This is a genomic window from Microbacterium sp. EB106-03-03-XG65, assembly GCF_058791955.1.
Window position 1 is genome coordinate 1907641 of record NZ_JBYTEB010000001.1, and the last position, 26600, is coordinate 1934240.

General features: G+C 66.8%; 25 protein-coding genes and 1 tRNA gene. 19 read left to right on the forward strand and 7 right to left on the reverse strand.

Going from position 1 to position 26600, the window contains the following annotated elements; all coding sequences use genetic code 11:
• Nucleotides 1-61 precede the first annotated feature (61 nt).
• The 6 genes from AC3WS6_RS08925 to AC3WS6_RS08950 all read left to right on the forward strand — a co-directional run bounded on the left by AC3WS6_RS08925 (nt 62) and on the right by AC3WS6_RS08950 (nt 5138).
• Nucleotides 62-613, forward strand: coding sequence for a hypothetical protein (locus AC3WS6_RS08925; protein ID WP_350538891.1), 552 nt, complete (start codon nt 62-64; stop codon nt 611-613).
• A gap of 11 nt (nt 614-624) precedes the next feature.
• Nucleotides 625-783 carry a zinc transporter permease gene (locus AC3WS6_RS08930; protein WP_492500680.1) on the forward strand — a complete coding sequence of 53 codons (159 nt, stop codon included), beginning with the start codon at nt 625-627 and terminating at the stop codon, nt 781-783.
• A gap of 68 nt (nt 784-851) precedes the next feature.
• Nucleotides 852-1838: an NAD(P)H-quinone oxidoreductase gene (locus AC3WS6_RS08935; RefSeq protein WP_492500681.1), complete on the forward strand. Its 987-nt coding sequence runs from the start codon at nt 852-854 to the stop codon at nt 1836-1838.
• 86 nt (nt 1839-1924) lie between these two features.
• Nucleotides 1925-3613 carry an MFS transporter gene (locus AC3WS6_RS08940; protein WP_492500682.1) on the forward strand — a complete coding sequence of 563 codons (1689 nt, stop codon included), beginning with the start codon at nt 1925-1927 and terminating at the stop codon, nt 3611-3613.
• On the forward strand, nt 3610-4074 hold the full coding sequence (locus AC3WS6_RS08945; RefSeq protein WP_492500683.1) for a lipocalin-like domain-containing protein: 465 nt from the start codon (nt 3610-3612) through the stop codon (nt 4072-4074). Before AC3WS6_RS08940 ends, AC3WS6_RS08945 begins: the two co-directional genes overlap by 4 nt.
• On the forward strand, nt 4071-5138 hold the full coding sequence (locus AC3WS6_RS08950; RefSeq protein ID WP_492500684.1) for an FUSC family protein: 1068 nt from the start codon (nt 4071-4073) through the stop codon (nt 5136-5138). The genes AC3WS6_RS08945 and AC3WS6_RS08950 overlap by 4 nt, the downstream gene beginning before the upstream one ends.
• 46 nt (nt 5139-5184) lie before the next feature.
• On the opposite strand, the gene AC3WS6_RS08955 is transcribed toward AC3WS6_RS08950, so the two are convergent.
• Nucleotides 5185-6396 (reverse strand): cupin domain-containing protein, encoded by a 1212-nt coding sequence (locus AC3WS6_RS08955; protein ID WP_492500685.1) that lies wholly within the window; start codon nt 6394-6396, stop codon nt 5185-5187.
• A gap of 158 nt (nt 6397-6554) precedes the next feature.
• Between AC3WS6_RS08955 and AC3WS6_RS08960 the strand changes: the two genes are divergently transcribed.
• From AC3WS6_RS08960 to AC3WS6_RS08975, 4 genes are read left to right on the forward strand one after another with little or no spacing between them, the layout of a single operon-like run.
• Nucleotides 6555-7283, forward strand: a complete 729-nt coding sequence (locus tag AC3WS6_RS08960; protein WP_492500686.1) for a DUF1275 family protein — start codon at nt 6555-6557, stop codon at nt 7281-7283.
• A gap of 19 nt (nt 7284-7302) precedes the next feature.
• Nucleotides 7303-8763, forward strand: coding sequence for a class II fumarate hydratase (fumC, locus tag AC3WS6_RS08965; RefSeq protein ID WP_492500687.1), 1461 nt, complete (start codon nt 7303-7305; stop codon nt 8761-8763).
• The gene (locus AC3WS6_RS08970) at nt 8763-10022 is read left to right on the forward strand and encodes a threonine/serine exporter family protein (protein ID WP_492500688.1); all 1260 of its coding nucleotides are present in this window, start codon (nt 8763-8765) and stop codon (nt 10020-10022) included. The genes fumC and AC3WS6_RS08970 overlap by 1 nt, the downstream gene beginning before the upstream one ends.
• Entirely contained in the window at nt 10019-10738 is a 720-nt protein-coding gene (locus tag AC3WS6_RS08975) for a YoaK family protein (RefSeq protein WP_492500689.1), read from the forward strand. Before AC3WS6_RS08970 ends, AC3WS6_RS08975 begins: the two co-directional genes overlap by 4 nt.
• Nucleotides 10739-11041: 303 nt before the next feature.
• On the opposite strand, the gene AC3WS6_RS08980 is transcribed toward AC3WS6_RS08975, so the two are convergent.
• Together AC3WS6_RS08980 and AC3WS6_RS08985 are read right to left on the reverse strand one after the other, a co-directional pair.
• Nucleotides 11042-11416, reverse strand: coding sequence for a fluoride efflux transporter FluC (locus AC3WS6_RS08980; protein ID WP_492500690.1), 375 nt, complete (start codon nt 11414-11416; stop codon nt 11042-11044).
• On the reverse strand, nt 11413-11811 hold the full coding sequence (locus AC3WS6_RS08985; RefSeq protein WP_492500691.1) for a fluoride efflux transporter FluC: 399 nt from the start codon (nt 11809-11811) through the stop codon (nt 11413-11415). The genes AC3WS6_RS08980 and AC3WS6_RS08985 overlap by 4 nt, the downstream gene beginning before the upstream one ends.
• A gap of 291 nt (nt 11812-12102) precedes the next feature.
• On the opposite strand from AC3WS6_RS08985, the gene AC3WS6_RS08990 reads away from it, so the two are divergent.
• On the forward strand, nt 12103-12939 hold the full coding sequence (locus tag AC3WS6_RS08990; RefSeq protein WP_492500692.1) for an alpha/beta fold hydrolase: 837 nt from the start codon (nt 12103-12105) through the stop codon (nt 12937-12939).
• Between the two features lie 252 nt (nt 12940-13191).
• On the opposite strand, the gene AC3WS6_RS08995 is transcribed toward AC3WS6_RS08990, so the two are convergent.
• A complete protein-coding gene (locus AC3WS6_RS08995) occupies nt 13192-13506 on the reverse strand; it encodes a hypothetical protein (RefSeq protein ID WP_492500693.1) in 315 nt (104 codons plus the stop codon).
• A gap of 106 nt (nt 13507-13612) precedes the next feature.
• Here AC3WS6_RS08995 and AC3WS6_RS09000 point away from each other — a divergent pair, with 106 nt between their 5' ends.
• Both AC3WS6_RS09000 and AC3WS6_RS09005 read left to right on the forward strand, forming a co-directional pair.
• Nucleotides 13613-13834, forward strand: a complete 222-nt coding sequence (locus AC3WS6_RS09000) for a hypothetical protein (protein WP_492500694.1) — start codon at nt 13613-13615, stop codon at nt 13832-13834.
• Nucleotides 13835-14940: 1106 nt separating this feature from the next.
• Complete coding sequence (locus tag AC3WS6_RS09005; protein WP_492500695.1) at nt 14941-15669, forward strand: hypothetical protein; 729 nt, start codon at nt 14941-14943, stop codon at nt 15667-15669.
• A gap of 233 nt (nt 15670-15902) precedes the next feature.
• On the opposite strand, the gene AC3WS6_RS09010 is transcribed toward AC3WS6_RS09005, so the two are convergent.
• Nucleotides 15903-15975, reverse strand: a tRNA-Arg gene (locus AC3WS6_RS09010).
• Nucleotides 15976-15991: 16 nt separating this feature from the next.
• Nucleotides 15992-16798, reverse strand: coding sequence for an SGNH/GDSL hydrolase family protein (locus tag AC3WS6_RS09015; protein ID WP_492500696.1), 807 nt, complete (start codon nt 16796-16798; stop codon nt 15992-15994).
• Nucleotides 16799-16869: 71 nt separating this feature from the next.
• On the opposite strand from AC3WS6_RS09015, the gene argS reads away from it, so the two are divergent.
• Both argS and AC3WS6_RS09025 read left to right on the forward strand, forming a co-directional pair.
• Nucleotides 16870-18534 (forward strand): arginine--tRNA ligase, encoded by a 1665-nt coding sequence (gene argS, locus AC3WS6_RS09020; RefSeq protein ID WP_492500697.1) that lies wholly within the window; start codon nt 16870-16872, stop codon nt 18532-18534.
• Nucleotides 18535-18573: 39 nt separating this feature from the next.
• A complete protein-coding gene (locus tag AC3WS6_RS09025; protein WP_492500698.1) occupies nt 18574-19428 on the forward strand; it encodes an LmeA family phospholipid-binding protein in 855 nt (284 codons plus the stop codon).
• Nucleotides 19429-19432: 4 nt separating this feature from the next.
• Here AC3WS6_RS09025 and AC3WS6_RS09030 read toward each other — a convergent pair whose 3' ends face one another.
• Nucleotides 19433-20491 (reverse strand): YihY/virulence factor BrkB family protein, encoded by a 1059-nt coding sequence (locus tag AC3WS6_RS09030; protein ID WP_492500699.1) that lies wholly within the window; start codon nt 20489-20491, stop codon nt 19433-19435.
• Between the two features lie 149 nt (nt 20492-20640).
• Between AC3WS6_RS09030 and lysA the strand changes: the two genes are divergently transcribed.
• The 4 genes from lysA (at nt 20641) to rho (ending at nt 26590) form a co-directional block, all read left to right on the forward strand.
• A complete protein-coding gene (lysA, locus tag AC3WS6_RS09035) occupies nt 20641-22059 on the forward strand; it encodes a diaminopimelate decarboxylase (protein ID WP_492500701.1) in 1419 nt (472 codons plus the stop codon).
• Between the two features lie 63 nt (nt 22060-22122).
• Nucleotides 22123-23430: a homoserine dehydrogenase gene (locus AC3WS6_RS09040; RefSeq protein WP_492500702.1), complete on the forward strand. Its 1308-nt coding sequence runs from the start codon at nt 22123-22125 to the stop codon at nt 23428-23430.
• Nucleotides 23427-24362, forward strand: coding sequence for a homoserine kinase (gene thrB / locus AC3WS6_RS09045; RefSeq protein WP_492500703.1), 936 nt, complete (start codon nt 23427-23429; stop codon nt 24360-24362). Before AC3WS6_RS09040 ends, thrB begins: the two co-directional genes overlap by 4 nt.
• Before the next feature lie 197 nt (nt 24363-24559).
• Nucleotides 24560-26590, forward strand: a complete 2031-nt coding sequence (gene rho, locus AC3WS6_RS09050; RefSeq protein ID WP_492500704.1) for a transcription termination factor Rho — start codon at nt 24560-24562, stop codon at nt 26588-26590.
• Nucleotides 26591-26600 lie beyond the last annotated feature (10 nt).

Genomic DNA, 26600 nt, shown 5'->3' on the forward strand with positions numbered 1-26600 from the left:
CGCCGGCTCGTGCCAATCCACACAACCGCCGAATCGCCGGCATGAACCAAAGGAGCCACTCATGGCTGCAACCCCTCGCCCCGACCTCGTGCTCTCGCACGCCGTGGTCACCTCCGACGTGACCGGCAACTTCGATGACATCGACATCGAAGCGTGGCTGAAGAACCTTCCCACCCACGAGTACCAGCGCTGTGCGCCCGGCGACCACAAGGCTGCCGGCTACACGGTCGACGACGACGGCACACCCATGTCGATCAACGTCGAGGTCATCGGAGCGGGCCTGGTCATCCAGAACTACCGCTACGAGGTCGCCTCCAAGCACTACTGCAAGATGGTCTCCATCTCCGACGTTCTCTCCCCGGCCGGCTGGACCACCACCCAGGTGATCTGGGAGCTCGGCATGGAGCAGCTCGAGGGCGACCAGCTGCGCTACGTCAACACCGTCACCTCGCACCCCACGGAGGAGTTCCTGGAGTTCATCACGGCCAGCGGACAGACCTTCGAGGAGGCCGCCGCCGCCCGCCAGGAGGCTTCGGGCCGTCACTGCGAGCTCGAGACGCCGCACTACGCGCAGAGCATCGTCGCGTACGCCAAGGCCAACGCATCCGCCTGAGCGGAGTGACCATGGCTACCACGGACACGCACGCCGAGCACCACAAGGTCGCAGAGCACGAGCACGGCGCGAGCTGCGGACACGAGGCGGTCGCCCACGGCGACCACGTCGACTACGTCCACGACGACCACCGTCACGCGCTTCACGGCGACCATTACGACGAGCACTAAGAACCCGTCTGGGTGGAGGGGGCAGACTGTCTCCTCCACCCGCTCGCGTTCGAGAACGAAGGAACCCCATGACCTCAGCAGTACGGTTCACCCGACCTGGTTCACCTGACGTGCTCCGCCTCATCTCGGTGGACCGACCCCACCCCGCACCTCACGAGGTGCGCATCAGCGTCCACGCCGCCGGCATCAACAACGCCGACCTGCTCGAACGTCGCGGCCACTACCCCGTGCCCCCGGGAGCTCCTCCCGGACTCGGGCTCGAATGCGCCGGAGTCATCGACGCCGTGGGCGCGGACGTCACCGGCTGGAAGGTCGGAGACGAAGTCTGCGCGCTCCTCACCGGCGGCGGCTACGCGGAAGAAGTCGTCGTCCCCGCCACCCAGGTGATGCCCAAGCCCACCACCATGACCATGCTCGAAGCGGCGGGCCTTCCCGAAGTCGCCTGCACCGTCTACTCGAACCTTGCGATGATCGCGGGCCTGAAAGCGGGTCAAACGGTTCTCATTCACGGTGCGGCCGGGGGCATCGGGTCCTTCGCTACACAGTGGGCAACCGCTATCGGCGCCCGGGTCATCGGGACAGCCGGAAGCAAGGCGAAGACAGATGCCGTCCTCGGCTTTGGAGCATCCGTCGCCATCAACTACCGCAGCGAGGACTTCGCCTCGGTCACGCGTGCCGCGACGAACGGGCGTGGCGTAGACGCCATCCTCGACATCGTCGGCACGCCCTACCTCGAGAGCAACATCGAATGCCTGGCCGACGATGGACACCTCGTCATCATCGGCGGATCCACAGGTCCCGCCACCGTCGATCTGTGGGAGCTGATGTCGCGCCGAGCCAGCATCTCCGCCACCCTCCTGCGGGCGCGCCCCGCAGCGCAGAAGGCCGAGATCATCGCCGAGGTCACGCGCGACGTCCTACCGCTCATCGAAAGCGGTGCCATCCGCGGCGCAGTCGACGCGGTCTTCCCGCTCGCAGAAGCGAACCGCGCACATGAACTTCTCGAAGGCGGGCAGACCGTGGGGAAGGTCGTCCTGAACGCCCTCGAGCAGTAGCCCGTCTGGGGCTGGATCTGTCGGGCAGCGGCATCGAACGGGGGTTGCTGCTCCCGGCAGATCACATCGACTTTGGAGACACCGCCATGAACACACCGGCACCCCGACCCGCAACCGGCGACGTCACGACGTCCGACGACACCGCACCCCGCATGTCGATCTGGGCGCCCCTGTCCGTCCCGATCTTCCGAGCACTGTGGTTGACGGCGCTGGTCAGCAACATCGGCACCTGGATGCAGACAGTCGGGGCGCAATGGTTCATGGTGGAGCAGCACACCCACCCGCTCCTCATCGCCCTCATCCAGACAGCGTCCGCCGCTCCTGTGCTGCTCCTCGGCATCCCGGCGGGAGTGCTCGGCGAATTCCTGAACCGTCGTTCAGTCTTGATCTGGATGCAGACGCTTCAGGTGCTGCTGAGCGCAGCTCTCGTGACGTTGACCGCGACGGGGGAGATGACGCCTTACCTGCTGCTGCTCATCACCGTGCTCCTCGGTGCGGCGACGGCCGTGCAGCTTCCCGCCTATCAGGCGCTGGCCACCGAGATCGTGCCGCTCCGTATGGTGCCGATGGCGGCCTCCCTCAGCGCCGTATCCGTCAACGTCGCACGTGCCATCGGCCCCGCCGTCGCCGGCGTCCTTCTCTCCGGGTTCGGTGTCGCATTCGTCTTCGGGATGAACCTGCTGTCCTTCGCCGCATTCCTCATCGTCCTCATCACCTGGCGCACCTACCGCCCGAACCCTCATCAGGCCGAGCGGTTCGTAGACGCGGCACGTGCAGGACTTCGCTACGTCACGCAGGCTGCCGTCGTTCGCCGCATGTACGTCCGCCTCGGCGCGTTCGTCGTCCCGGCCAGCGTGCTCTACGCACTCCTCCCGCTCATTGCCACACAGCGCTTGAACCTTGACTCCGCCGGGTACGGGCTCCTGCTCGCAGGGCTCGGCATCGGTTCAGTCGGTGCGGCGTTCCTCATCCCGTGGTTCCACGCCCTCGGCGCGAACCGGACAGTGCTGCTGTCGTCGGTGCTGTTCGGGGCCGCGACCATCGGAGTCGCCGTATCCCCATGGATCTTCCTCACACTGCCGATCCTCGCGATTGCTGGAGCAGCGTGGATCGGCGTCGTCGCCACGCTGAACGGCGCCGTCCAGTCCTTCCTTCCCGTCTGGGTCCGCGCCCGAGGTCTGTCCGTCTACCAGATGGTTCTCTACGGGTCGATGGCAGCGGGTGGTCTCGCGAGCGGACTCATCGCCGGATGGATAGGTGCCATCGCCACCAGCGCAATCGCTGGAGCAGCGACGCTCGTCGTCGCCGCATCCCAGCTCTTCTGGCCTCTGCTGGAAACGGCAGACAAGAAGAGAGACACGTTCGCCCTTCCGCTGGCGGACGCCGTCCAGGACATCGACGGGGACAGCCCGACTCTCGTCCTCGTCCGATACGACGTGGCAGGAGAGCAGGAAGACGCGTTCGTACAGCAGATGAATGCTGTGGAGCACAGCCGTCGACGCACTGGCGCCCGCACGTGGGCCTTGTACCAGGACCGAGAAGACGGCACGTGGGTCGAGGTCTTCGGCGTTGGCAGCTGGAGCGAACATCTCCAACAGCACCAGACCCGTCTCACGCAGTACGACCAGGTCGTCATTGAAACGGCCGGCGCGCTCGCACAGTCCGTCGACGTCAACCACCTCATCGAGCACGACAGCGTCGCCGGCGCACACACGAAACCGCGACACAAGCACGTCACCGTGCCAGCAGGCACTCGACAGGAGAAGACCTCATGACACTCTCAGCCTCGGACCTCGTCGGCGCATGGCGGCTTGTCAGCGCGACCGAAGTCTTCGCCGACGGCGTGCGGATGCCGGAGTTCGGTCCCCACGTGAACGGTTACCTCTCGTACAGCCCTGACGGCATCGTCTCCGCGACCCTCGGGTCAACGGATCGGGTTCGCACGAACGACGCTGACCCGCAGTCCGTCTCGACCGCGAACCTGGCGCTCATGGCCGGAGGCTTCATCGCCTACGCCGGGCCCTACACCGTCGACTCCACCAGCGACATGGTCACTCACCACGTGGATGTCGCCCTGTTCACTGGATGGGAAGGCAAACCGCAGGCGCGGCACGCCCGAATCGACGGCAACGATCTGTTCATCACAGGATCTCCACGCACCACCATCGACGGGCTCACCTTTCACAGCGAACTCCACTGGACGCGGGTGACCGCGCGAGCGACGCAGGATTCATGAGCGCGGCCCGCATCGCACGGGCGCTTGTGCATTTCGCTCCCGCGCCTCGCGCGTGGGTTCCCGCCACCCAAGCGGCCATCGCGGTCGCCGGGCCACCGGCCGTGTTCGCCGCCTTCGGACAACTGCGCCTGGGACTCCTTGCGGCGTTCGGGGCGCTCATCGTCCTGTACCTCTCCGGGCAAAGCCGGCGAGAGCGTGCCGCGAAGCTGCCTGTCATCGCGGGTGGCTTCCTCGTGGGCACCATCATCGGCATCAGCACAGGCAGTTCACTGCCGACAAGCCTTCTCGCGATGAGCATCGTCGCCGTCGTCTTCTCGTACCTGAGTTTGACGTTCAACGTGGGACCGCCCGGCGCCATCTTCCCGGTCCTCACTGCCGGCTCCATGGGGCAGCTAACGGCACCCGTGTCGATGGGCGGAGGTGGGGTGGACCCGCTTCTCGTTCTCTCGGTTGTGGCGCTAGGCGTCATCACCGGGTACGTCGTGGTTGTTGCGCCGCTCGCGCTGCCTCGAGTGCGGGCAGACGATGCCAAGCTCCCTCACGACTACCGCTGGACGTACAGCTGGGGGTCGGATTCTGTGCGCATCTTCGCGCGCCTCACTGTGGCAATCGTCCTCGCCGTTCTCGTGAGTGCGTCGCTGGGTCTTCATCACGTCGGGTGGGTGCTCCTCGCTGTCATCAGCATCCTGCAGAAAGATTCCGACCTGCACCTCGGGACTCTGCGGATGGCTCAGCGGCTCATCGGAACCGCCCTCGGCGTCTGCATCGCGCTGGTCTTCATGCTCTGGATACCCGAGGGGTTCGCGCTCGTCGGTGTCGTCGGCGGACTCGTGTTCGGGTTCGTGTTCTTCATCCGCAGCAACCTCATGTTCGCGCTCATGTTGGTAACTCCGATGGCGCTTCTTCTCGTGGCCGGCGGCAGCCGTCCGCTCCTCGAAGCGTCCATGAGCACACGCATCATTGACACCGTTGTCGGTGGCGCCGTCGCAGGCGCCGTGCTCTGCACTGTGGCTGTCGCTCGCCGGTGGGGCGTCCGCGGAACCCCCTCCTCGCAGCGCATGTGAAGGGGGTGTGACGCCCTGCGTCACACCCCCTTCACGAGATACGTCCTCAGCGCAGAGGCGTGATGCCCTGTGCTCCTCGGGGGAACGTCGCCAGCACCGCGGGGTCGATGTTCAGGTGGGCGGAGACGAGCTGCGGGGGCACGTGGGAGAGCCAGTTCGCGAGGGAGATCTCCTCGTACTTGTCGGTGCGGAACACTTCGAGGAACTGCAACACGTCGTCGCCGGTGTTCTCGATGTAGTGGCCGAAGTTCTTGCGCACCACGCCAACGTCGCCGGCACGGAAGTCGGTCGTGTTCGCGTGCGGACCCGTGTTGAAGACGGTCATGCGGGCGGATCCTCGCAGGTAGTACTGCCACTCGTCGGCGTTGGGGTGCCAGTGCAGCTCGCGCATGGATCCGGGCTCGACGGTGACGAGCGCGGCGGCGACCGTGTTCGAGTATGCGTAGTTGGTCGAGTCGGCGATCTGGATGGATCCGCCGGTGTTCTCATACAGCGGCTTCGACCGTGACAGCCGGAAGATCACCGGCTCCATGCCCCACTCGACGCCGGCGGCGGCCTGGTCGACGTCGAGCGCCGGCGGCTCTTCGCCGGGGAAGATCCAGAGGTTGTGCAGCGGGATGTCGGAGAAGACCTCCTGCGCGACGCCGAAGTTCTTCGCGAGGACCTCGGGTGGGGTGTGTGCGAACCAGTCGGTCAGCAGCAGTGTGTTGGACTCGGACTGGTCGCCGTCATCGAAGGCGAGCACGAACTCTGCCCCGTCCGGGCCGAGGCCCTGCAGGGAGTGCGGGGTGCCGGCGGGGAAGAACCACAGATCACCCTCTTCGACATCCTCCACCGCGGGCAGACCCGACCTGCTGAGAGTCGTCACCCGCGCCTTGCCGCGGGTCATGACCGCCCATTCGGCGGTCTGGTGCCAGTGCAGCTCGCGGATGCCGCCGGGCTCGAGGTACATGTTCACCCCGGCGATCTCGTCGGAGATGTGGAAGTCCTGCTTGGTGAGCTCCCGCGCCCAGCCGCCGCGCTGCACGCGGCGGGGTGAGATGTTGAACGAGGACCAGAAGAACGGCTGCGTGCTGATGTCTGTCGCGGGCGCGTGCATCTGGTTCGGGAACTGCGACTCGATGACCTCGTTCTGTGGCCCGGTCATCGTGTTGCTCTGCGGGCGGTCGGCGATGTTCACCTCGCCCTCCTGTGGCAGATCGGGGTTACCCAGCGTGGGGACTTCGTGGCCCACCTCGGGGCTCTCGGACATGTCCATGTAGTGCTCCTTCGTGACGATTCCGGACGGTACTGAGGAGTCTGCCGAGCGGGGAGCTCGGAACGCATCGAATCGTGACGAATGCTCACTCGACTCTCGTCGCAAGGGACTCAGTGCAATCGGCATTTTCATGAGTAGGCACCCACTCAGGAGGCCCCATGACGCACTCAGTCCACACATCCGCTCGCCGCTACCCGCTGTTGGAGACGGCCCCGGCAGCGGTCGCACTCGCCCTCGTGTCCGGGCTTCTCAACGCGTGGACGTTCGGTCAGGTGGGCACGTTCGCCACCGTCCAGTCCGGAAACCTGCTGTCTATCGGCTACTTCCTCGCCGACGGCAACGACGGGCGTGTGCTCCTCGCAGCGACCAGTGTCCTCGTCTTCGCGTTCGGTGCGTTCGTCTGCAGCATCTACGTCCTGTGGCGCGCGCGCGAAGACAAGCCGTACTCCGCCGAGGTCCTCGTCTTCGAACTCGTCATCGTCGCACTTCTCTCCGTGCTCACCGCGACTACCGGAATCAGCCCGTGGGCGGTTGCATGGACGGTCAGTTTCATCGCGGGTGTGCAAGGGAATGCCTTCCACCGCGAGACCGGCATGCTCTACGGCAACATCGCCGTGACCTCCGTCGTCCAGATGGCCGCAAGCCTCGTTGCCCGAGCTCTGGGCCGGCGGATCTCCGACGACGGCGAATCACACATGCGACCTGCCGGCGCCTACTTCGTCGTCCTCATCGCGTTCGTGGTCGGTGGCGGCACGGGCTTCGGCATCGACGAGCTGTGGGCCGGAGCGTCACTCAGTGCCGCCGCAGCCGTCCTCCTCACCTTATTCATCGCGGCATCGTCGGCGCGTGGCCCCATCGACCCCACTCAGAACAACCCGACCCCCTGAAAACGAGAAGGAGCAACCCATGACCACCACCGACGCGAACACCCCCGTGTACCAGAACGTGCCCATCGGCACCGGACAGACCGGCCAGCGGAGCGAGTTCGACAGCATGGGAACGGTCGACGTTCCGGCCGAACGCTACTGGGGTGCACAGACGCAGCGTTCCCTGCAGCACTTCTCCATCGGCCACGACCACATGCCCATCGAGGTCTACCGCGCGTACGGCGTCGTGAAGAAGGCCGCGGCCCTCGTGAACGAGAGCGCCGGGCGTCTCGCCCCTTGGAAGTCGAAGGCCATCGTCCAGGCATCCGACGAGGTCATTGCGGGCGACCTAGACGAGGAGTTCCCCCTCTACGTCTGGCAGACCGGATCCGGCACGCAGAGCAACATGAACGTGAACGAGGTGATCTCGAACCGCGCTATCCAGCTGCTCGGCGGAACGCTCGGCACCCAACAGCCCGTGGGTCCGAACGACGACGTCAACATGGCCCAGTCCAGCAACGACTCGTTCCCCACGGCGATGCACGTCGCTGCACTGACGGAGCTCGACGACCGGCTGCTGCCGAGTTTGCGGGCGCTGCACGCAGAGATCGCACGCAAGTCCAAGCAGTGGATGGACGTCGTGAAGATCGGCCGCACCCACCTCGAGGACGCTGTTCCACTGACCGTCGGGCAGGAGTGGTCAGGCTACGCGGCGCAGCTGGAATCGGGCATCCGCGACATCGAACACAGCCGTGAAGACCTGCTGAAGCTGGCTCTCGGCGGAACCGCGGTCGGTACCGGCCTGAACGCGCCCGAGGGTTTCTCGGTGCAGGTCGCGGCGAAGATCGCCGAGCTGACAGGCAAGAAGTTCGTCACCGCCCCGAACAAGTTCGAGGCGCAGGGCTCGCTGGACGCGATGGTCCGCGCTCACGCGGCGCTGCGCGGACTGGCCGTGTCGCTGATGAAGATCGCCAACGACATGCGCTGGCTCGCCTCCGGGCCGCGGACCGGATTCGCGGAACTCGTGCTGCCGTCTAACGAGCCGGGCTCGTCCATCATGCCCGGCAAGGTCAACCCGACCCAGTGCGAGGCCATTGTGATGATCTCCATCCAGGTCATCGGAGACGACTCGGCCGTGGCATTCGCAGGGTCGCAGGGCAACTTCGAGCTCAACGCGATGCGCCCCATCATCATCAACAACTTCCTCCACTCCGCGCGGATCCTCGGCGACGGGATGGCGAAGTTCCTCGAATACTCGGTGTCGGGCACGGAACTGAACGAGAAGAAGATCAGCTCCTACGTCGGCGAGAGCCTCATGCTCGTGACAGCGCTCAGCCCTGTCATCGGATACCAGACCGCTGCCCACATCGCGGAAGACGCCCTGGCGAAAGACCAGACGCTTCGCGAAGCGGCGCTCGCTTCCGGCAAGGTCACCGCCGAGCAGTTCGACTCCATCGTCGTGCCGACCGACCTCGTCGGTCGCGGAGTCGGCGGAGCCTGATGCAGCTGCACAATGACGCCGACGCGCTGGCGACGAGGCACGACCTCATCACCAGCGCGTCGGCGACGCTCCAAGCCTCAGGCGAATCCACCTCGGTAACGCTCGCCGCCATCGACCGGATGAACCACGGCCTCGGCACCGACGTCGAACTCATCCCCGCCTGGACAGCCGTGACACTGGCGGAACGCGGCACCGGCGTAGCCTCCGCGCCCCGCATCGTTGTCGCGCCACCGACCGGAATCGCCATGAACGCCGTCGCGAGGCTCATGGGAACAATCGACAAAGTGGGCGCCGGATCGGCAGGAGAGGCCGATCTTGCAACGGCACTCGCTGACGCGAAGAAGATGCGGCCGGCCAACATCTGGCTCTTCCTCCTCGCCAGCGCCACCGGCTCCGCCTCGTTGGCAGTCATCTTCGGCGCACAAGACGCAACGGCCGTAGGACTCGCAGCGGGCAGCGCAGTGCTCGGTGGCGTCGCCCGACGCGCACTCGCACGCCTACACGTCGGACCCATCGGGCAGGTCTTCACCGCCGCTCTCATCGCCGGGCTCATCGGTGGGCTTGCCGTACACGCAGATCTCAGCTCCGCCCTGCGCCTCATCGCTGTCTGCCCCGCGATGATCCTGGTCCCCGGACCGCACATCCTCAACGCCACGCTCGACCTGCTCAACCTGCGGATCCCGCTCGGCTTCGCGCGTCTCGGATACGCCGGCCTCCTTCTGCTGTCCATCGGGACCGGGCTCGCCATCGGCTTGGCCGCATTCGGCACGGGACTCCCACCCACCCCACCAGGACGCGAGGTCGCACTGGGACTGGACGTGCTCGCAGCAGCTATCGCCGCCGCGTCCTATCCGGTGTACTTCGCGATGCCGCTGCGGCTCATCTGGTGGCCAGTCGTTGTCGGCGCGGTCGCGCACGGGCTTCGGTGGTTCGTCATGGACGTCTGGGGCTGGAACATCGCGGTGGGCGCGCTTGTCGCGTGCCTGTTCGTCGGGTTCGCGCTGGCCCCCGTCGCCCACGCCAAGCACATCCCGTTCGCTGGCATCGGCTTCGCGGCCGTGGTCTCTCTTGTCCCAGGCGTCTACATCTTCCGCACCATCGACGCACTGGGGGTGCTGACGTTCGCCGGCAGCGCGTCACCGTCGTTCGGGGCGCTCACCGATGGTGCGACCGCGGTCTTCATCATCATGGCGATGGCGGCGGGGCTAGCCATCCCCATGCGGTTCTACGGACTCATCCGGCAGAGGCGGACGACATGAACCGACAGATCTCCGTACCCGCCGCCCTCGCGGTCATCGCCGGGGTCACTGACGTCACAAGCTGGCTGTTGCTCGGTGGATTCTTCTCCGCACACGTCACCGGCAACCTCGTGGTGATAGCCGCAGACGTCGTGCGTGGGACACTCCCCGACCTCGCCTCGATGCTCGCCGTGCCGGTGTTCATCGTCGCGACGGTGGCTGCGACCCTCGTCGCCCGCCGCATCGGCGCCCACACTCCCGCCACGAACCGGTTGCTCCTCGGAGTTCAGGCAGCGTTCCTCATCGCCGCAGCAGTCCTGTCCTTCACCACCCAGGCATCGGCACACCCGAAGTCCGGAATCGCCGTCCTTATTGGAATGCTCGCGGTGTGCGCAATGGCAGCACAGAACGCCTACCTCCATCTCGTCCCGGATCGCGCACTCTCCACCGCGGTGATGACCGGCAACCTCGTCGCGGGGACCATCGCCGTCACCGACATCGCCCGGTCGCGGGGAAAGGATCAACAAGCCCGGCAGAGATGGACGCAGACATGGCCACTGCTCGCGGGCTTCATCGGCGGGTGCCTGGTCGGAGCAGCGGGTGCGACCTTGTTCGGCGACCACGCGGCTGTCTTGCCCGCCCTGCTCGCGTTGGCCCTGTTCCTGACGACGATTCGCCCCGGTTCCTTCGACGTTCCGAATCCTCGTTCCCCCGACGTCCGTCAGAAAGGCGCCTGACGATGAGCCTCCGGCACTCGAATGCGAAGCCCCCGCGTACGCACGATTCGGCGAAGGCTGCTGTCGCGGTATCAGGGAGAAACGACGCGTTCGCCTTGCCTATCCTCGTCGCCTACGTCGTGCTCATTCTCCCGGTCCTGGTACTTCGCGTCCTCGTGATTGCGCTGTGGGAGCGTCTGGCGAGGAGACGGAGTTCGGCTGGGGGCCCGGAGCAGGGCATGTCGTGATCTCTCGGCTCAAGCGCGCAGATGCCTAGCCAGCGTCGCGAGTGATGCCATCAGCCGCGGCTTTACAGGACGATATTCACGCGGAGAACAGACCAAGTCCCAGCAGCCCCGCCGCGAGTGCCGCGGTAAGCATGCCGCCCGCATAACCGACAGCAAGCCTCGCGCGTCGGCGGGCGAAGAGCTCGGCGGCCTGAACACTCGCGGTGCTGAACGTCGTATATCCGCCGAGAAATCCCAGGCCGAGCACGACGCTCCATGGTTCGGGCAGCAGGGATGCGTCGGCGGCCCCGGTGACGACGCCGAGGAGGAAAGCTCCCGTCACGTTGATGATGAAAGTTCCCCACGGGAACGCACCACCGACGTGCGCCGTGATGCGGGAGTCGAGTGCACATCGCGCCGTGGCGCCTAGTCCTCCGGCCAGAGCGGCGAGGAGACCGATGGTAGGGGTCATGCCCGCGCCACCGGAATAGTGCGTGCCTGGCACGCGCGCTCGGCGAAGAACGCTGACAGGATCCCCAGCACGACCGTGGGAATGGCATACGTGGCGCCAAGGAGCAGGCGATCCCCGAGAATGAGGCCGTCCGTTCCGACGGCCAGAGTGCTGTAGGTCGTATAGCCACCCATCAGTCCGGTTCCCAGCAGAAGCCTCATCCGAGTGCGCGCTGAGGTGGATGCGACGAAGCGGCTGGTGAGCCCGTAAAGGACTCCCAGCAACCCCGCGCCAGTGATGTTGATCACGAACGTGACCCATGGAAACTCGGAGTTTCCGGGAACCAAGCCGAGCAGGATCCGCAGAAGCGTTCCGACCGTTCCACCGATGGATACGAGGATGTAGGGGTTCAACACCAACCACCCGGGAAGTGGATGTGCGCGCACATCACCGATACTCCGTGAGACATGATTGACCTCCTCCGTCTCAGCGACCTTAGGCGTGGTGGAACGGCGCGGAGCACGACGACCGTCGAGTCCGATGTCGACATTCGCTGATTCACCAGAGCGAGTAGGAGGACTCGTCAAACGTCGGAGCCGTCTCGCCTGCTCGGCCTCTTACCGTGAGGTGTGACTCCGCCGACCCGCGCGGAGATCTCATGACAGAATCCGGGCTCTGCCCGGCTCGACAACCCCTTGGAGACACCCATGTCCTTTGTGACCACGGACGACGGTACGGATATCTACTTCAAGGACTGGGGCCCCCGCGACGCCCAGCCCATCATGTTTCACCACGGCTGGCCGCTGTCGTCGGACGACTGGGACGCGCAGATGCTCTACTTCCTCGGCAAGGGATTCCGTGTCGTCGCCAGCGACCGTCGCGGCCACGGTCGCTCCTCGCAGACCAGCGTCGGCCATGACATGGATCACTACGCCAGCGACGTGAACGCGGTCGTCGAGCACCTCGATCTCCGGAACGCGATCCACATCGGACACTCCACCGGCGGCGGGCAGGTCGCCCGCTACGTCGCGAAGTACGGGGAACCGCAGGGACGCGTCGCGAAGGCTGTGCTCGTGTCGTCTGTTCCTCCGCTCATGCTGCAGACCGAGGCAAACCCCGAGGGTACGCCGATCTCGGTGTTCGACGGCTTTCGCGACGCCCTTGCCGCGAACCGCGCTGAGTTCTTCCAGGCGGTCGCATCCGGGCCGTTTTACGGATTCAACCGCGAAGGAGTGGAGCTCTCCGAGCCCGTGGTCGCCAACTGGTGGCGTCAGGGCATGACCGGCAGCGCGCTCGCACACTACGAGGGCATCAAGGCGTTCTCTGAGACCGACCAGACTGACGACCTCAAGGCCATCACGGTGCCGGTCCTCGTGCTGCAGGGCGACGACGACCAGGTCGTGCCTTACCAGGATGCGTCCGTCAAGCAGGCAGAGATCCTCAGCGACGCGACGCTCAAGATCTACGAGGGCTACCCGCACGGCATGCTCACCACGCACGCGGATGTCATCAACCCCGACATCCTCGCGTTCATCCAGCAATAACTCTCGATTCCTGGACCGGAGGCAGCGCGTTCGACGAGATCGAGCGCGTTGCCTCCTGCTAGTCCACTCGCTAGTTCCCCTTGCTCGCGACATATCCGTCCCGTTGCTTAGGCGCCGCAGGAAAGCTGGGTCCTCGGTCGAAACCGAGCATGGTGGGTGAGCGCCCTGCGCTGAGAAAGCACGGTCGCAGCAGGGCGCTCGACCCGCCTGACTGCACTGCACTGAGTACTCGGAGGGTTGGCAGTGTCCCGACTACGTCTCATCGACGGTTACAGCGTTGCCCCACACCCAGCACCGGAACGTCTGGTCGCCTGCCCGGAACTCGATGCCTGCGGCCAACGGTGTCGACCGCGCGAGCTTCGCATCGACCCGCACCGCTTCAGGGCCGAAGCGCACCCAGGCGCGGACCGCACGATACGGCTGCGGATAGATCGTGACGGGCTGTTCCCGGAGCGCGAGTTCGCGGTCTGTAAGCGTTTGGAGCGGACCGGCGCGCGCTGCGGTGATGATCGCCTGATGCTGAGAGCGCATGTCGTAGTGGGCCGCGAGACGCTTGCTCGTGCCCATGCCGGCTCCCTTCTCCGGCCCAGTGACAACGGTAGCAAGATTCGAAGATTTGTTCTATTCTCGATTCATGCGACCGGCTCCTGCTCATCTACCTGCGACTATATGGATGGTCGACGACATCCCGGCGCGAATGGTCTTCGCCGGGCGTCGATGGAAGGTCTCCGACACGCCCACGCGACTCAGGGACTCGATCTGGTCAGGGGTGCCGGAGTCGGACCGAGGGTTGCACGGATGGCGGTTCCAGGGCACGGATGACGAGGGCCACTCCCTGGTGTTCGACGTCTTCAGGGGTGAGCACGCCTGGCATGTTCACCGCAGTTACGAGTAGCCCAGGTCAGGCCGTGACCCGGTCCATGGCCCCGCGCGCTGTTCCCACGAGCCGTACCCCCGACCGGTATCGCACGTCCATGATCCACCGGCTCGCCGACGTGCTTGAAGTTCCTGCTGCGCAACCTATAACGGAGTCTGACCCTGGGGCTCTCGCCTCTCACGCTGACCCTTGTTTTTCCCAGCGCTGCGCAGAGGAGATGGCATACGGAACGGCGCTCGACGGCCGTCGCTGATCGCAGCAGGAACAGGCGTCGACGCGGCTTAGGTGAGAGAAGCTACCAGCTTCTCACAGCGAGCCCCACGAGGTCGTGTAGGGCCGGCCAGTGCCGGAGTCGATGCTTGAATAGCTGGGCCCTTGGGCGGTTCAGGGCCTCGAGTGGCAGGTTGGAGTAGTAGGTGCGGCTGTGCAGCGACTCGGCCGCGCATCGTTCGTCACGCCTGATTGGAGAGCGGCTCTGAAAGCGTTTAGCGCTTCGCTCCGGTGAGCTTTCGGTTCGCAGGCAGATACCCCATCGCCCGCAGCCGCTTCTCTGCACTAGCCGACAGTTTGTGTCCCATCTTCTTACGCCAACTCGGCACCGACCTCCTCAACCGAGCGGTGACCTGCGGAGCAAAGCCTGCATGGTGACGGAAAATGGTCTCGCAGACCATGCGGACCTCGCTCACGCGAGCGTCCTGGATCCAGTCCTCAAGGGGGCCTGCGATTGCTGCGGCACTAGAGGCGTTATGGGGGAGTGTTTCAAACACATCGAGCGCGCGCCGCCGCGCCTTCGTATTCGTGGCCAAAGTCAGGGTCTTCGCGGCTCGGTAGCGTGTGGTGTCATCCACACCACACATCGTTGTCGGCATTGGACATCACGCCCCGGCGTTTGGACCGGGCAAAGCGGCACGCACGATGTTCGAGAACATCGTGAGTCGCGGTCTTCAGCTCGACCACGTCATCGGGGACCGCGCGTACCTTCCAGGCGCCAAGGAAGCCGACCTCCAGAACTATCTTCGCTCCACCGGTGCGAAGCTCGTCATGGATTACCACAAGAACTCCCTCGGCTACCAAGACAGCTACGCAGGGGCCATCATGGTCGACGGCACTGGTACTGCGCCTCGATGCCGCAGACGCTCATCGACGCGAGCAAGCGCTACCGGGCCGGTGAGGACGCTGACGACAAGAACCGTTCGCTGACGAAGTCGCAGCGCGCCGCCCGGGCTCACTCTCGCACGCAGCAATGGCACAGCGACGTCGCGGCGCGTGCTCCCTATCTCTTCAGTCCGAAGGGTGCGCAGAAGCCGAACGGGATGAGGCCATGGTCCTGCCCAGCGGGCGCCAACACGCCCACAGCTTCGTGCCCGCGGAAGCCGAACAAGCTCGCGTCGGGAAAGGTGCCCCTCACGATCATCAGACGACCCGTGGAAGGGCCTGCGAAGGTATGCGACAACGTCACTAGCGTCAGTTTCCCGGCTGAGGCGGGCGGCAAGTTCGCCCAGGAGTATCAGTACGGCTCGAAGGACTGGCGTGAGATGTACGGCCATGGACGCAACAGCGTCGAGTCCTTCAACGCGTACCTCAAGGACGGAGGCAGTCATGCACTTGAGGACGGTTCCCGCCGCCGCCTCCGGGGTTCCGCTGCGCAGTACTTCCTCGCCACGATGACTGTCGTCGCAGCGAACCTGGACAAGATTCGGGACTTCGCCGCTCAGAAAATCGAAGACGGTCTGGACTACGAGGCAGGTGTTGAAGCTCCGCGCGCCAAGAAGCGCAAGCCACGCCGCAGCTCGCCTCAGCAGCGCGTGACCCATCAGCGGGGTCGGGCAAAACTCAGTCCAGCCCGCACATAGCCAGCGGGCGCACACCCCAGTCAGATCACCGGCTCGAAGGTCGGCGCCAGCATGCCCAGTTACGGGTCGCGGTGCCCACCTTCGGGCCGTCTTTGTTCGTCAAGGAATATCGAAGCCCCGACTAGTGCTTCCCGTTGCTCACCAACGAGAAAAGCCGCCTGGAACCAGGCGGCTTTTCTCGTACTTGGGGGTAACGCGTACGTATTCACATACCATCCGCGTACAACCCGATGTGCCCCCGACAGGAGTCGAACCTGCGACCTACGGTACCGGAAACCGGCGCTCTATCCACTGAGCTACGGAGGCGTACCGGTCGACAATATCACTGCTCGGCGGTGGTCTCCGACCCGGCCTCGGTCACGGGCGCGTCGCCGAGTTCGGCGAGAGCGGCGGCCAGCTTCTCCGCGAGGTACCGGTGGCCGTCGGTCGAGGGGTGCTTGCGACCCAGATCGACATCGATCACCGACAGGTAGTTCTGCTCCGTGATCCAATTCCCCGCGACGGGGGAGATGTACCACCATCCGCGTGCAGCTGCCAGCTCTCCGAGATCCCTGTCGATACGGGCGGTGCCCGCGCCGACGGGGAGTTCGTGCGGGGCGGGGCCCAGCACCACGATCGTGGCGTCGGGGTACTTCGCCGACAGTGCATCCCAGGCGGCGGTCACGGCTTCGCGATATCCCGCCTCACCCTGCTCGCGGTCGTTGATCGATCCCTGCACGATGACGAGGTCGGGCGCGAGCGTCGGGTCGAGCGCCGCGATCCGTTCGCCGAATGCGGGTCCGTCCAGTCCCGGCTTCAGGTAGCCGCTGCCGCGGACCCCGTTCACGATCGTCTCGCCGCCGAGCAGGTCGGCCAGAACATACGCGTACCCCTCTGTCGGGAGCGTCGCCGCAGAGCCGTAGGTCCACGAATCCCCGAAGACGAGCACGGTCGGGTCGTCCGGCAGCAGCAGCGGAGCAGGCGAGATCACGACCGCATTCTCGTCGGCGGATGCCGCCCCGACGGGAGCGGTGGTCGGCGCCGGAGTCCAGGGCCGGAGCACTCCGAGGACCACGGCCGCGAGAGCCAGGACGATCGCCACCGCCACCCCTGCGAGCGGCAGGCGGCGGCGGGTGATCGCGGGGCGCATGGCATGACTGTAGATCACGAATCTCGCGATGCAAATTCCCGCCGCAGGTCGAGCCGTAAACTGGGAGGCCTATGAACCCTGAAACGCTCGCCGAAGCCCTCCTCGCCGTCCTCGCACCGATCGCCGAGGAACGTCGTCCCGGCGAGCCGCTCGCCGTCTCCGCGTCCGACATCGTGTTCGAGCGTCCGCGCAACCGCGACCACGGCGACTGGGCCTCGAACATCGCGATGCGCCTGGCGAAGCCTTTCGGCACGAACCCGCGTGAACTCGCGCAGCAGATCGCCGACGGTCTCGCCCAGGTCGACGGCGTGCAGAGTGCCGAGGTCGCTGGCCCTGGATTCATCAACATCCGTCTGGATGCTGCCGCAGCAGGCGCGTTGGCCAAGGTCATCGTCGACGCCGGTCCCGAGTACGGACACAACGACACGCAGGCCGGTCACAGCATCAACATCGAGTTCGTGAGCGCGAACCCCACCGGGCCCCTGCATATCGGGCACACGCGCTGGGCGGCACTCGGTGATGCGATCGCGCGGGTGCTCTCGGCATCCGGAGCGACCGTCGCGAGGGAGTACTACATCAACGACGCAGGCGTGCAGATGGAGCGCTTCGCGAACTCCGTCCTGGCCGCCGTCAAGGGTGAGCCCACCCCGGAAGGCGGATACGCCGGCAGCTACATCGGCGATCTCGCCGCGCGTGTTCTCGCCGCACGACCGGATCTGCTCGAGCTCGCGGCAGACGAGCAGGTGGTCGTCACGCGCGAACTCGCCTACGGCTTCCAGCTGGAAGAGCAGAAGCAGTCGCTCTCGAAGTTCAACGTCGACTTCGACGTGTGGTTCTCGGAGCGCACGCTCCACGCCAAGGATGCGGACGGCGTCAGCTTCGTCGACCGCGCCGTCGACCGCCTGCGCGAGCAGGGCCATGTCTTCGACGCTGAGGGCGCGGTCTGGGTGCGCACGACCGACTTCGGCGATGACAAGGACCGCGTGATCCGCCGCTCCAACGGCGAGTACACCTACTTCGCGGCCGACGCCGCCTACTACCTCAACAAGGGAGACCGCGGCTTCGAGTACAAGCTCTACCTCCTGGGAGCAGACCACCACGGCTACGTGCACCGCCTGAAGGCGATCGCGGGTGCGGCGGGCGAAGATCCCGAGAAGAACGTCGAGGTGCTGATCGGACAGCTCGTCTCGGTCGGCGGGGCACGTCTGAGCAAGCGCGCCGGCAACATCATCGAGATGGACGACCTGCGCGAATGGCTCGGCACCGATGCGCTGCGGTACTCGCTGGAGCGCTCGCCCGCCGATTCTCCTCTCGCCCTCGATCCCGAGCTGCTGCAGAAGCGCACGAACGACAACCCTGTGTTCTACGTGCAGTACGCACACGCGCGCACGCACAACGTCGCGCGCAACGCCGCCGAGTCAGGGGTCGACCGTTCCGAGTTCGCCCCCGAGACGCTCACGCACGAGACCGAGGCGGCGCTGCTCGGCGCGCTGCAGGAATTCCCTCGCATCGTCGCCTTCGCGGCAGAGGTGCGCGAGCCGCACCGTGTCGCGCGCTACCTCGAAGAACTGGCGGGCCTGTACCACCGGTGGTACGACAACTGCCGAGTGATCCCGCAGGGTGACGACCCCATCGAGACCGTGCACCGCACGCGCCTCTGGCTCAACGACGCGGCGGGCCAGGTCTTCCGCAACGGCCTCGACCTTCTCGGAGTGTCCGCGCCCGAGCGCATGTAGCGCGTCGGCGGCGACTCGGGCGTAGGGCAGGATGGCACCATGAGCGACGACAACCCCACGCTTCCGTATCCCTCCGCCGATTCCGAGCACCCGACGCTCGTGGTCCCCGGCAGCGGCGGAGGAGCAGATGCGGTCGAGCCCGCGACGCGGCGGCGTCGGCGCTGGCCCTGGGTGCTCGCGATCGTGCTCGTGGTGCTGGTTGCGCTGGTGATCGCTGCGGAGTTCATCGCGAGAGCAGTGCTCCCGGGCGTCGTGCGATCGATCGTGATCGAACAGCTGGATCTGCCCAGCGACCAGCAGCTCGATGTGCAGGCCGACGGCATCCTGCTGCCGCAGCTCATCGCGGGGCGGCTCGACACTCTGCACCTCTCGACCGACTCGGTCACCCTCGAGGGGATCACCGGGGCCGTCGATGTCACCGCCCAGGGTGTGCCGCTCAGCGGGGGAGACCTCGCGGGCGCTGCGGGCACGATCCGCGTCGATGAATCGCAGTTCACCACCCTGCTCGCCGACACCGACCTCCCCGTCGACACCGTCGCCTTCGAGGCACCGAACGCCACGGTCTCCGGCTCCGTCAGCGTGTTGGGCGTCGCGATCCCGATCTCTCTCACCGTGCAGCCCGGTGTCGCGGACGGCGACCTCGAACTCACCCCGGTGGGACTCACGGTCGGAGGCCTCGAGATCGACGCCGAGCAGGTCGGACCCTCTCTCGGCGCGCTCGGGGCGAATCTGACCCAGACCCAGCGTGTGTGCATCGCGGATCAGCTTCCCGCGGGCCTCACGCTCACGGGCCTCGAGATCGACGGGAGCGCAGCCGTGATCGACGTCGACGTCGACGGAGCGATCGCCACTGAGAAGAGCCTTCAGGAGCCCGGAGTCTGCCCGCAGAGCTGAGCCGTCAGTCGCTGGGTGCGTCGACTCCGCGCGCTTCGCGCTCCGCCTGCTGAGCCGACCTCAGAGTCGCGGTGGCCAGGGCGACTTCAGCCTCGGCCCGCTGCACGCGCCGCTGCTCGAAGGTCGTCGCGCCGTACCGGGCGTGCACGCGGTCGTGGCGTTCCTCTTCCGAAGTGACGATGTAGGCGCACGCGACGAGCATCACCTGGGTCGAGAGGTTGAGCCAGATGAGCAGGGCGAGCAAGGAGCCGAACGAGGCCAGCAGCGGATTGCTCGTGGCGCCTCCGACGAAGAGACTCGAGAGCTCCTGCAGCACGAGAAGGCCCACACCGCCGATCAGGGCTCCGGTCCACAGCGACCGGGCAGATGCCGCGATGCCGGAGAGCAGTCGGAAGACGCCCGCGATGAGAACCGTGTTGAGTGCCAGAACCACGAGCAGCGAGACGATCCTGACGCTCCAGGTGGCCACCGCCGAGTCCGCGTCGAGCCCGACGAGCCCGGTGATCCACGTGATGCCGAGGCGCCCTGCGAAGGTCACGGCGGCTGACGCGACGAACAGCACCGCGACGCCCACGGCGAGCAGAAGATTGCGGAGCATCACCCAGATGAAGAGGATGTCGTCCTGAGCCGTGCCCGAGATCACTCGCACCGCGGTGCGCAGCGAACCCACCGCGCTGAGAGCGGAACCCGTGAGGGCGACTGCCGAGACGAGACCGGCGATCGAGAGAGACAGCGGCACACGCAGGTCATCGGGGTCGATCACACCGCCTTCGCCGATCAGGCCCGGCACCACGGACTGCACGGCATCGATGATCGCGCGCCAGGCCTGCGGGTTGCCCGCCAGCCAGAGCGCCGCGATCGAGAACCCGAGCAGCACGCCGGCGAAGACGCTGAACAGTGCCCGATACGTGACGCTGTCGGCGAGCATGGGGCCTCGTCGCTCGCTGTAGAGAAGCACAGCGCGCACGGCCCGACGCTCCAGCGCCCAGCGGATCGCCTTCTTGCTCGTCCGTGCGATCAGGCCGGGGGAATCGGCTTTCTGGGGCGGGGTATCTGTGCTCATCACCCTCCACACTACGAGGCGCCGGGGATCACCCACAGGGGGTTGACGCAGACGGTCACCATGACAGGCGCGGCATACCGGGTGCCCTAGAATCGGGGTCAACCTCACGCTGCGCCCTCGCGCCGAGACCGTCCCACGATTGGTGTTCCTTGCTTTCCCCTGTCGATTCGCTCGCCCCGGACTGGCTCGTCGTCCCCGACGACGTGAATGATCTCCCCGCCGCGGTGTGGCCGGCGTCCGCCGGGCGCAGCGACGCCGGGGCGCTCATGCTCGCAGGCATCCCCGCCACGGCCCTGGCGCAGACGTACGGGACTCCGCTGCTGGTGCTCGATGAAGACGAGCTGCGGTCCCGCGCGCGAGCCTTCCGCACCGCGTTCGATGCCGCCGCCGCAGACCAGGGCACCACGGCACAGGTGTACTACGCGGGGAAGGCGTTCCTCAGCGCGGTCGTCGCCCGCTGGGTCGTCGATGAGGGGCTGCGCGTCGACGTGTGCACGGGTGGCGAGCTCGAGGTCGCCCTCGCCGCGGGCGTGGCCGCATCGTCGCTCGGATTCCACGGCAACAACAAATCGGTGAGCGAACTCACCCGGGCGGTCGAGGTCGGTGTCGGCACGATCATCGTCGACAGCGCGATCGAGATCGAGCGTCTCGCCGCGATCACGGCGCGAGTCGGCGCCACCCAGCGTGTGCTCGTGCGAGTGATCAGCGGAGTGCACGCCGAGACGCACGATTTTCTCGCCACCGCCCACGAAGACCAGAAGTTCGGATTCCCGCTCGCCGACGCCGAGGCGGCCGTGGCGCGCATCCGCGAGATCCCCGGTCTCGACTTCGTCGGGCTGCACTGCCACATCGGTTCGCAGATCTTCGGCGTCGCCGGATTCCGCGAGTCCGCCGAGCGGGTGCTCGAACTCCACGCGGCGCTGCTCGAGGGAGGCCCGGTGCCGCAGCTCAACCTCGGCGGCGGATTCGGCATCGCCTATACGAGCGTCGACGATCCCACCCCCATCGAGACTCTCGCGGGTGAGATCGTCGAGGCCGTGGCAGAGGGATGCGCCGCGAGAGGGATCGCCATGCCCGCGCTCTCGTTCGAGCCGGGACGCGCGATCGTCGGCACCGCCGGAGTGACGATCTACGAGGTCGGCACCGTCAAGGACGTCGAGCTCGGCTCCGGAGCAGGACGCCGATACATCAGCGTCGACGGCGGAATGAGCGACAATGCGCGTCCGGCCCTCTACGGCGCGCAGTTCTCGGCCAGGCTCGCATCACGCCTCGGAGTCGGGGCCCCGCAGCTGAGTCGCGTGGTCGGCAAGCACTGCGAGTCGGGCGACATCGTGGTCGATCACGAGTACCTCCCCGATGACGTGGCACCCGGCGACCTGCTCGCCGTCCCCGCCACGGGCGCGTACTGCGCGTCTCTCGCGAGCAACTACAACCACGTGCCTCGCCCGCCGATTGTGGCGGTGCGCGACGGACGATCCACGGTCATCGTGCGGGGCGAGACCATCGCCGACGTGCTGTCCCGGGATGCTGGCATCTCGCCGGCCGTGACCGAGCACCGAAGCCACTGATCCGGACCCGCGAATCCGCGATCCGACGACGCATCACCCGAACCACCCTCCGAAGGAGAAGCAATGACGACTGAGTACCGACGACTTCGCGTGGCGCTGCTGGGCGCCGGAGCGGTCGGCTCCCAGGTCGCAGCCCTCCTGCTGCGCCACGGCGACGAGCTCGCGGACCGCGCGGGCGCCGCGCTCGAGCTGGCAGGCATCGCGGTGCGCGACCTCGACGCCCCTCGCGACACCGATCTGCCGAAGGAGCTGTTCACGACCGACGCAGAGTCGCTGATCCTCGGCTCCGACATCGTCATCGAGCTCATCGGCGGCATCGAGCCGGCGCGCACCAGCATCCTGCAGGCGATCGGCTCCGGTGCCGACGTCGTCACGGCGAACAAGGCGCTGCTCGCCACTCACGGCCCCGAGCTCTTCGAGGCAGCGGATCGTGTCGGTGCATCCGTGTACTACGAAGCCGCCGCGGCGGGAGCGATCCCCATCATCCGTCCGCTGCGCGATTCACTCGCCGGGGACCGGGTCGTGCGCATCATGGGCATCGTCAACGGCACCACCAACTACATCCTCGACCGCATGGAGACCGAGGGCGCCGATTTCGGCGACGTCCTCGCCGACGCGCAGCGACTGGGATATGCCGAAGCCGACCCCACGGCCGACGTCGAGGGCTTCGACGCGGCGCAGAAGGCAGCGATCCTCGCGAGCCTGGCCTTCCACACCGCGGTCCCGCTCGACGCGGTGTACCGCGAGGGGATCACCTCGGTCAGCGCGTCGATGATCGAGGAGGCTCGTTCGGCGGGCTTCGTCATCAAGCTCCTCGCGGTCTGCGAGCGCATCGAGGCGAACGGGAGCGAGTCCATCTCGGTGCGCGTGTACCCGGCGCTCATCCCGAACTCGCACCCCCTCGCAACCGTGCACGGCGCCAACAACGCGGTGTTCGTCGAGGCCGAGGCTGCGGGATCGCTCATGTTCTACGGCGCGGGCGCCGGCGGCGTGCAGACGGCCTCGGCTGTCCTCGGCGACGTGGTGTCCGCCGCACGCCGGCACATCGCGGGGGGAGTGGGCGTCGGCGAGTCCACGCGGGCCAACCTGCCCGTCGTCCCGATCGGGCACGTCACCACTCGCTATCAGATCACCCTCGAGGTCTCCGACTCTCCCGGTGTGCTCGCGACCGTCGCCGGTCTCCTCAGCGACGGCGGCGTGTCCGTCGCGACCGTCGTGCAGACTGTCGAGGGCGCAGACGAGACCACGGCGCGCCTGGTCATCGGCACCCACCGTGCGACCGATCAGGCGCTGAGCGCGACCGTCGCGGCTCTGGCCGACAGCTCCGTCGTCGAGCGTGTGGTCTCCGTGCTGCGCGTGGAAGGCGAGTGACGGTGGCACAGGGGCGCACGGTCGAGGTGACCGTGCCGGCGACGAGCGCGAACCTCGGTCCCGGGTTCGACACGCTCGGTCTCGCCCTCAGCATCTACGACACGCTGCTCGTCACCGAGCTCCCCGCGGGGATGCTCGAGATCGACGTGACCGGCTCCGGCGCGAGCGAGATCCCGCGAGACGAGACGAACCTCATCGTGCGCACGATCGCGCACGTCTACGCCGACGTGGACCGCCCTGTCCCGGGTCTGCGGATCGTCGCGGAGAACGGCGTGCCCCACGGGCGTGGACTCGGATCGTCGGGAGCTGCCGTGACCGCGGGAATCCTCGCGGCCAAGGGCCTGCTCGAGGGCGACGTCGAGATCAGCGACGAGGACATGCTGCGACTCGCCACCGAGATCGAGGGGCATCCCGACAACGTCGCGCCGGCGCTGTTCGGCGGCCTCACGATCGCCTGGGTGGGGGAGCGCGGACCTCAGCACAAGAAGCTCCTCGTGCATCGGGGCGTATCGCCGCTCGTGCTCGTGCCCTCGTACACGATGTCGACCTCGAAGGCTCGCTCGCTGCAGCCGCCCCACGTCTCGACCGAGGACGCGGTCTTCAACGTCTCCCGATCCGCGCTGCTGATCGCGGCTCTCATGCAGAGCCCGGAGCTGCTGCTCGACGCGACGGCCGACCGGCTCCACCAGGACTATCGCGCAGAGGCCATGCCCGAGACTCGACGTCTGGTGCAGGCTCTCCGCAGTGCAGGATTCGCTGCGGTCGTCTCGGGGGCGGGGCCCAGCGTGCTGGTGCTCGCTGACGGACCCGGCAGCCGACAGGACGCCGTCGAGCTCGCCGAATCCACCACCGACACCCCGTGGGAAGCCCTGCTGCTCGCAGTCGACGTGCGTGGTGGTACAGTGGGGAACCGAGCGGAGGGCTCCACGTAACTGCGTGAATCTGGCCCCATTGCAAATCTGCAAGACCCGCACGTGAACCCCTGATGCACCGATCCTGCTGAGAGCTCAGTTCTCTTCGCCGGCCCGGTGACAAGGCTTGCTGGCACCGAGTGCCAGCCCGTGCGACCGCGCGCAGCACCCGTTGTGCGCGTACCGCTCATGTCTTCGAGACCAAAGAGGGAGTACTCGTGGAGAATTTCTCCGAGACCCAGAACGACCAGGCGGCGCCCGCCGCCGATGCTCCGGCGAAGTCCGTGAGCTCCGACTCCGCATCCGGTGTCGCGGTGACCGAGAAGGCACCGCCGCGCAAGCGCGCTCCGCGCCGGGCGACCACCGCCACCGCCGCAGCCAAGGCAGAGAAGGCGTCGACTGAGGCCGAGTCCGCTTCTGCCGTGTCGGAGAAGCCGGCGAGCGACGCACCCGTCGCAGAATCCGCAGACGCGCCGAAGGCCAAGGCCCCGCGTCGCAGCCGGGCCAAGAAGGCCGATGCCGAGGCTCCGGCCGCATCGGCTGAGGCCGCACCGGCGGCGAACACCGCTGATGCAGTCACTGCTCCGGCCGCATCGACCGCTGGCGAGGGCGCCGAGTCGTCGGACGAGCCGAAGAAGCCGAGCCGCGGCCGCCGCACGGCCAAGAAGCCTGCCGTCGAGTCCGAGGCGTCGAACGCCGGCGAGCCCGGTGCCGACAACTCCGGCGCCGACAACTCCGGTGCCGACAAGTCCGCTTCCGGCAAGCAGGTGGCCGACAAGCCCGCAGCCGAGAAGCCCGCCCTTGGGGGCTCTTCGGATGACGCGCAGGGATCCCCCCGCGGCTCCGACGCTTCCGGCGACTCCGCCGACGGCGACGATCAGGGCGGCCGCGGTCGCAACCGCAACCGCAGCCGCAACCGCGGTCGCGGTCAGAACGGCAATGCTCAGGCACAGCCCGAACAGCAGCCGAGCGCTCCTTCCGACGACGACCAGTCCGCGGGCAACGGTCGCAACCGCCAGCGCAACAAGCGTCGCGGCGCGGCTCCGACCGACGAGTTCGACACCGAGATCGGCGAGGACGACGTCCTGATCCCGATCGCGGGCATCCTCGACGTGCTCGACAACTACGCGTTCGTCCGCACGACCGGATATCTCGCAGGCCCCAGCGACGTCTACGTCTCGCTCGGGCAGGTCAAGAAGTACAACCTGCGCAAGGGCGACGCGATCGTCGGCTCGATCAAGCAGCCCCGTGAGGGCGAGCAGCAGGGACGTCAGAAGTACAACGCGCTGGTGAAGGTCGACTCGATCAACGGTCTGTCGATCGACGACGCCGCGACCCGCGTCGAGTTCGGCAAGCTCACCCCGCTCTACCCGCAGGAGCGCCTGCGTCTCGAGACGGCACCGGAGAAGCTTACCCAGCGCATCATCGACCTCGTCGCCCCGATCGGCAAGGGCCAGCGCGGCCTGATCGTCGCGCCGCCCAAGGCCGGCAAGACGATCGTGCTGCAGCAGGTCGCCAACGCGATCGCGCAGAACAACCCCGAGGTCCACCTGATGGTCGTGCTCGTCGACGAGCGCCCCGAAGAGGTCACCGACATGGAGCGCACGGTGAAGGGCGAGGTCATCGCCTCGACCTTCGACCGTCCGGCAGAAGACCACACCACGGTCGCCGAGCTGGCCATCGAGCGCGCCAAGCGTCTCGTCGAGCTGGGTCGCGACGTCGTCGTGCTGCTCGACTCCATCACCCGGCTCGGGCGTGCCTACAACCTCGCGGCTCCGGCATCGGGTCGTGTGCTCTCGGGTGGTGTCGACGCCTCGGCGCTGTACCCGCCCAAGCGCTTCTTCGGCGCGGCGCGCAACATCGAGAACGGCGGGTCCCTCACGATCCTCGCGACGGCTCTCGTCGAGACCGGCTCCAAGATGGACGAGGTCATCTTCGAGGAGTTCAAGGGCACCGGCAACAGCGAGCTGCGTCTGTCGCGTCAGCTCGCCGACAAGCGCATCTTCCCGGCCGTCGACGTCAACGCGTCGAGCACTCGCCGTGAAGAGATGCTGCTCTCGGCCGACGAGGTCAAGATCACCTGGAAGCTGCGTCGTGCCCTCGCGGGCCTCGACCAGCAGCAGGCGCTCGAGGTCGTTCTCGGCAAGCTCAAGGAGACCCACTCGAACGTGGAGTTCCTCGTGCAGATGCAGAAGTCGATCCCGACGCTGCCTGCCGGCGGTCACGGACACGACAGCAACATCCGCTGAGCGGAGTCGG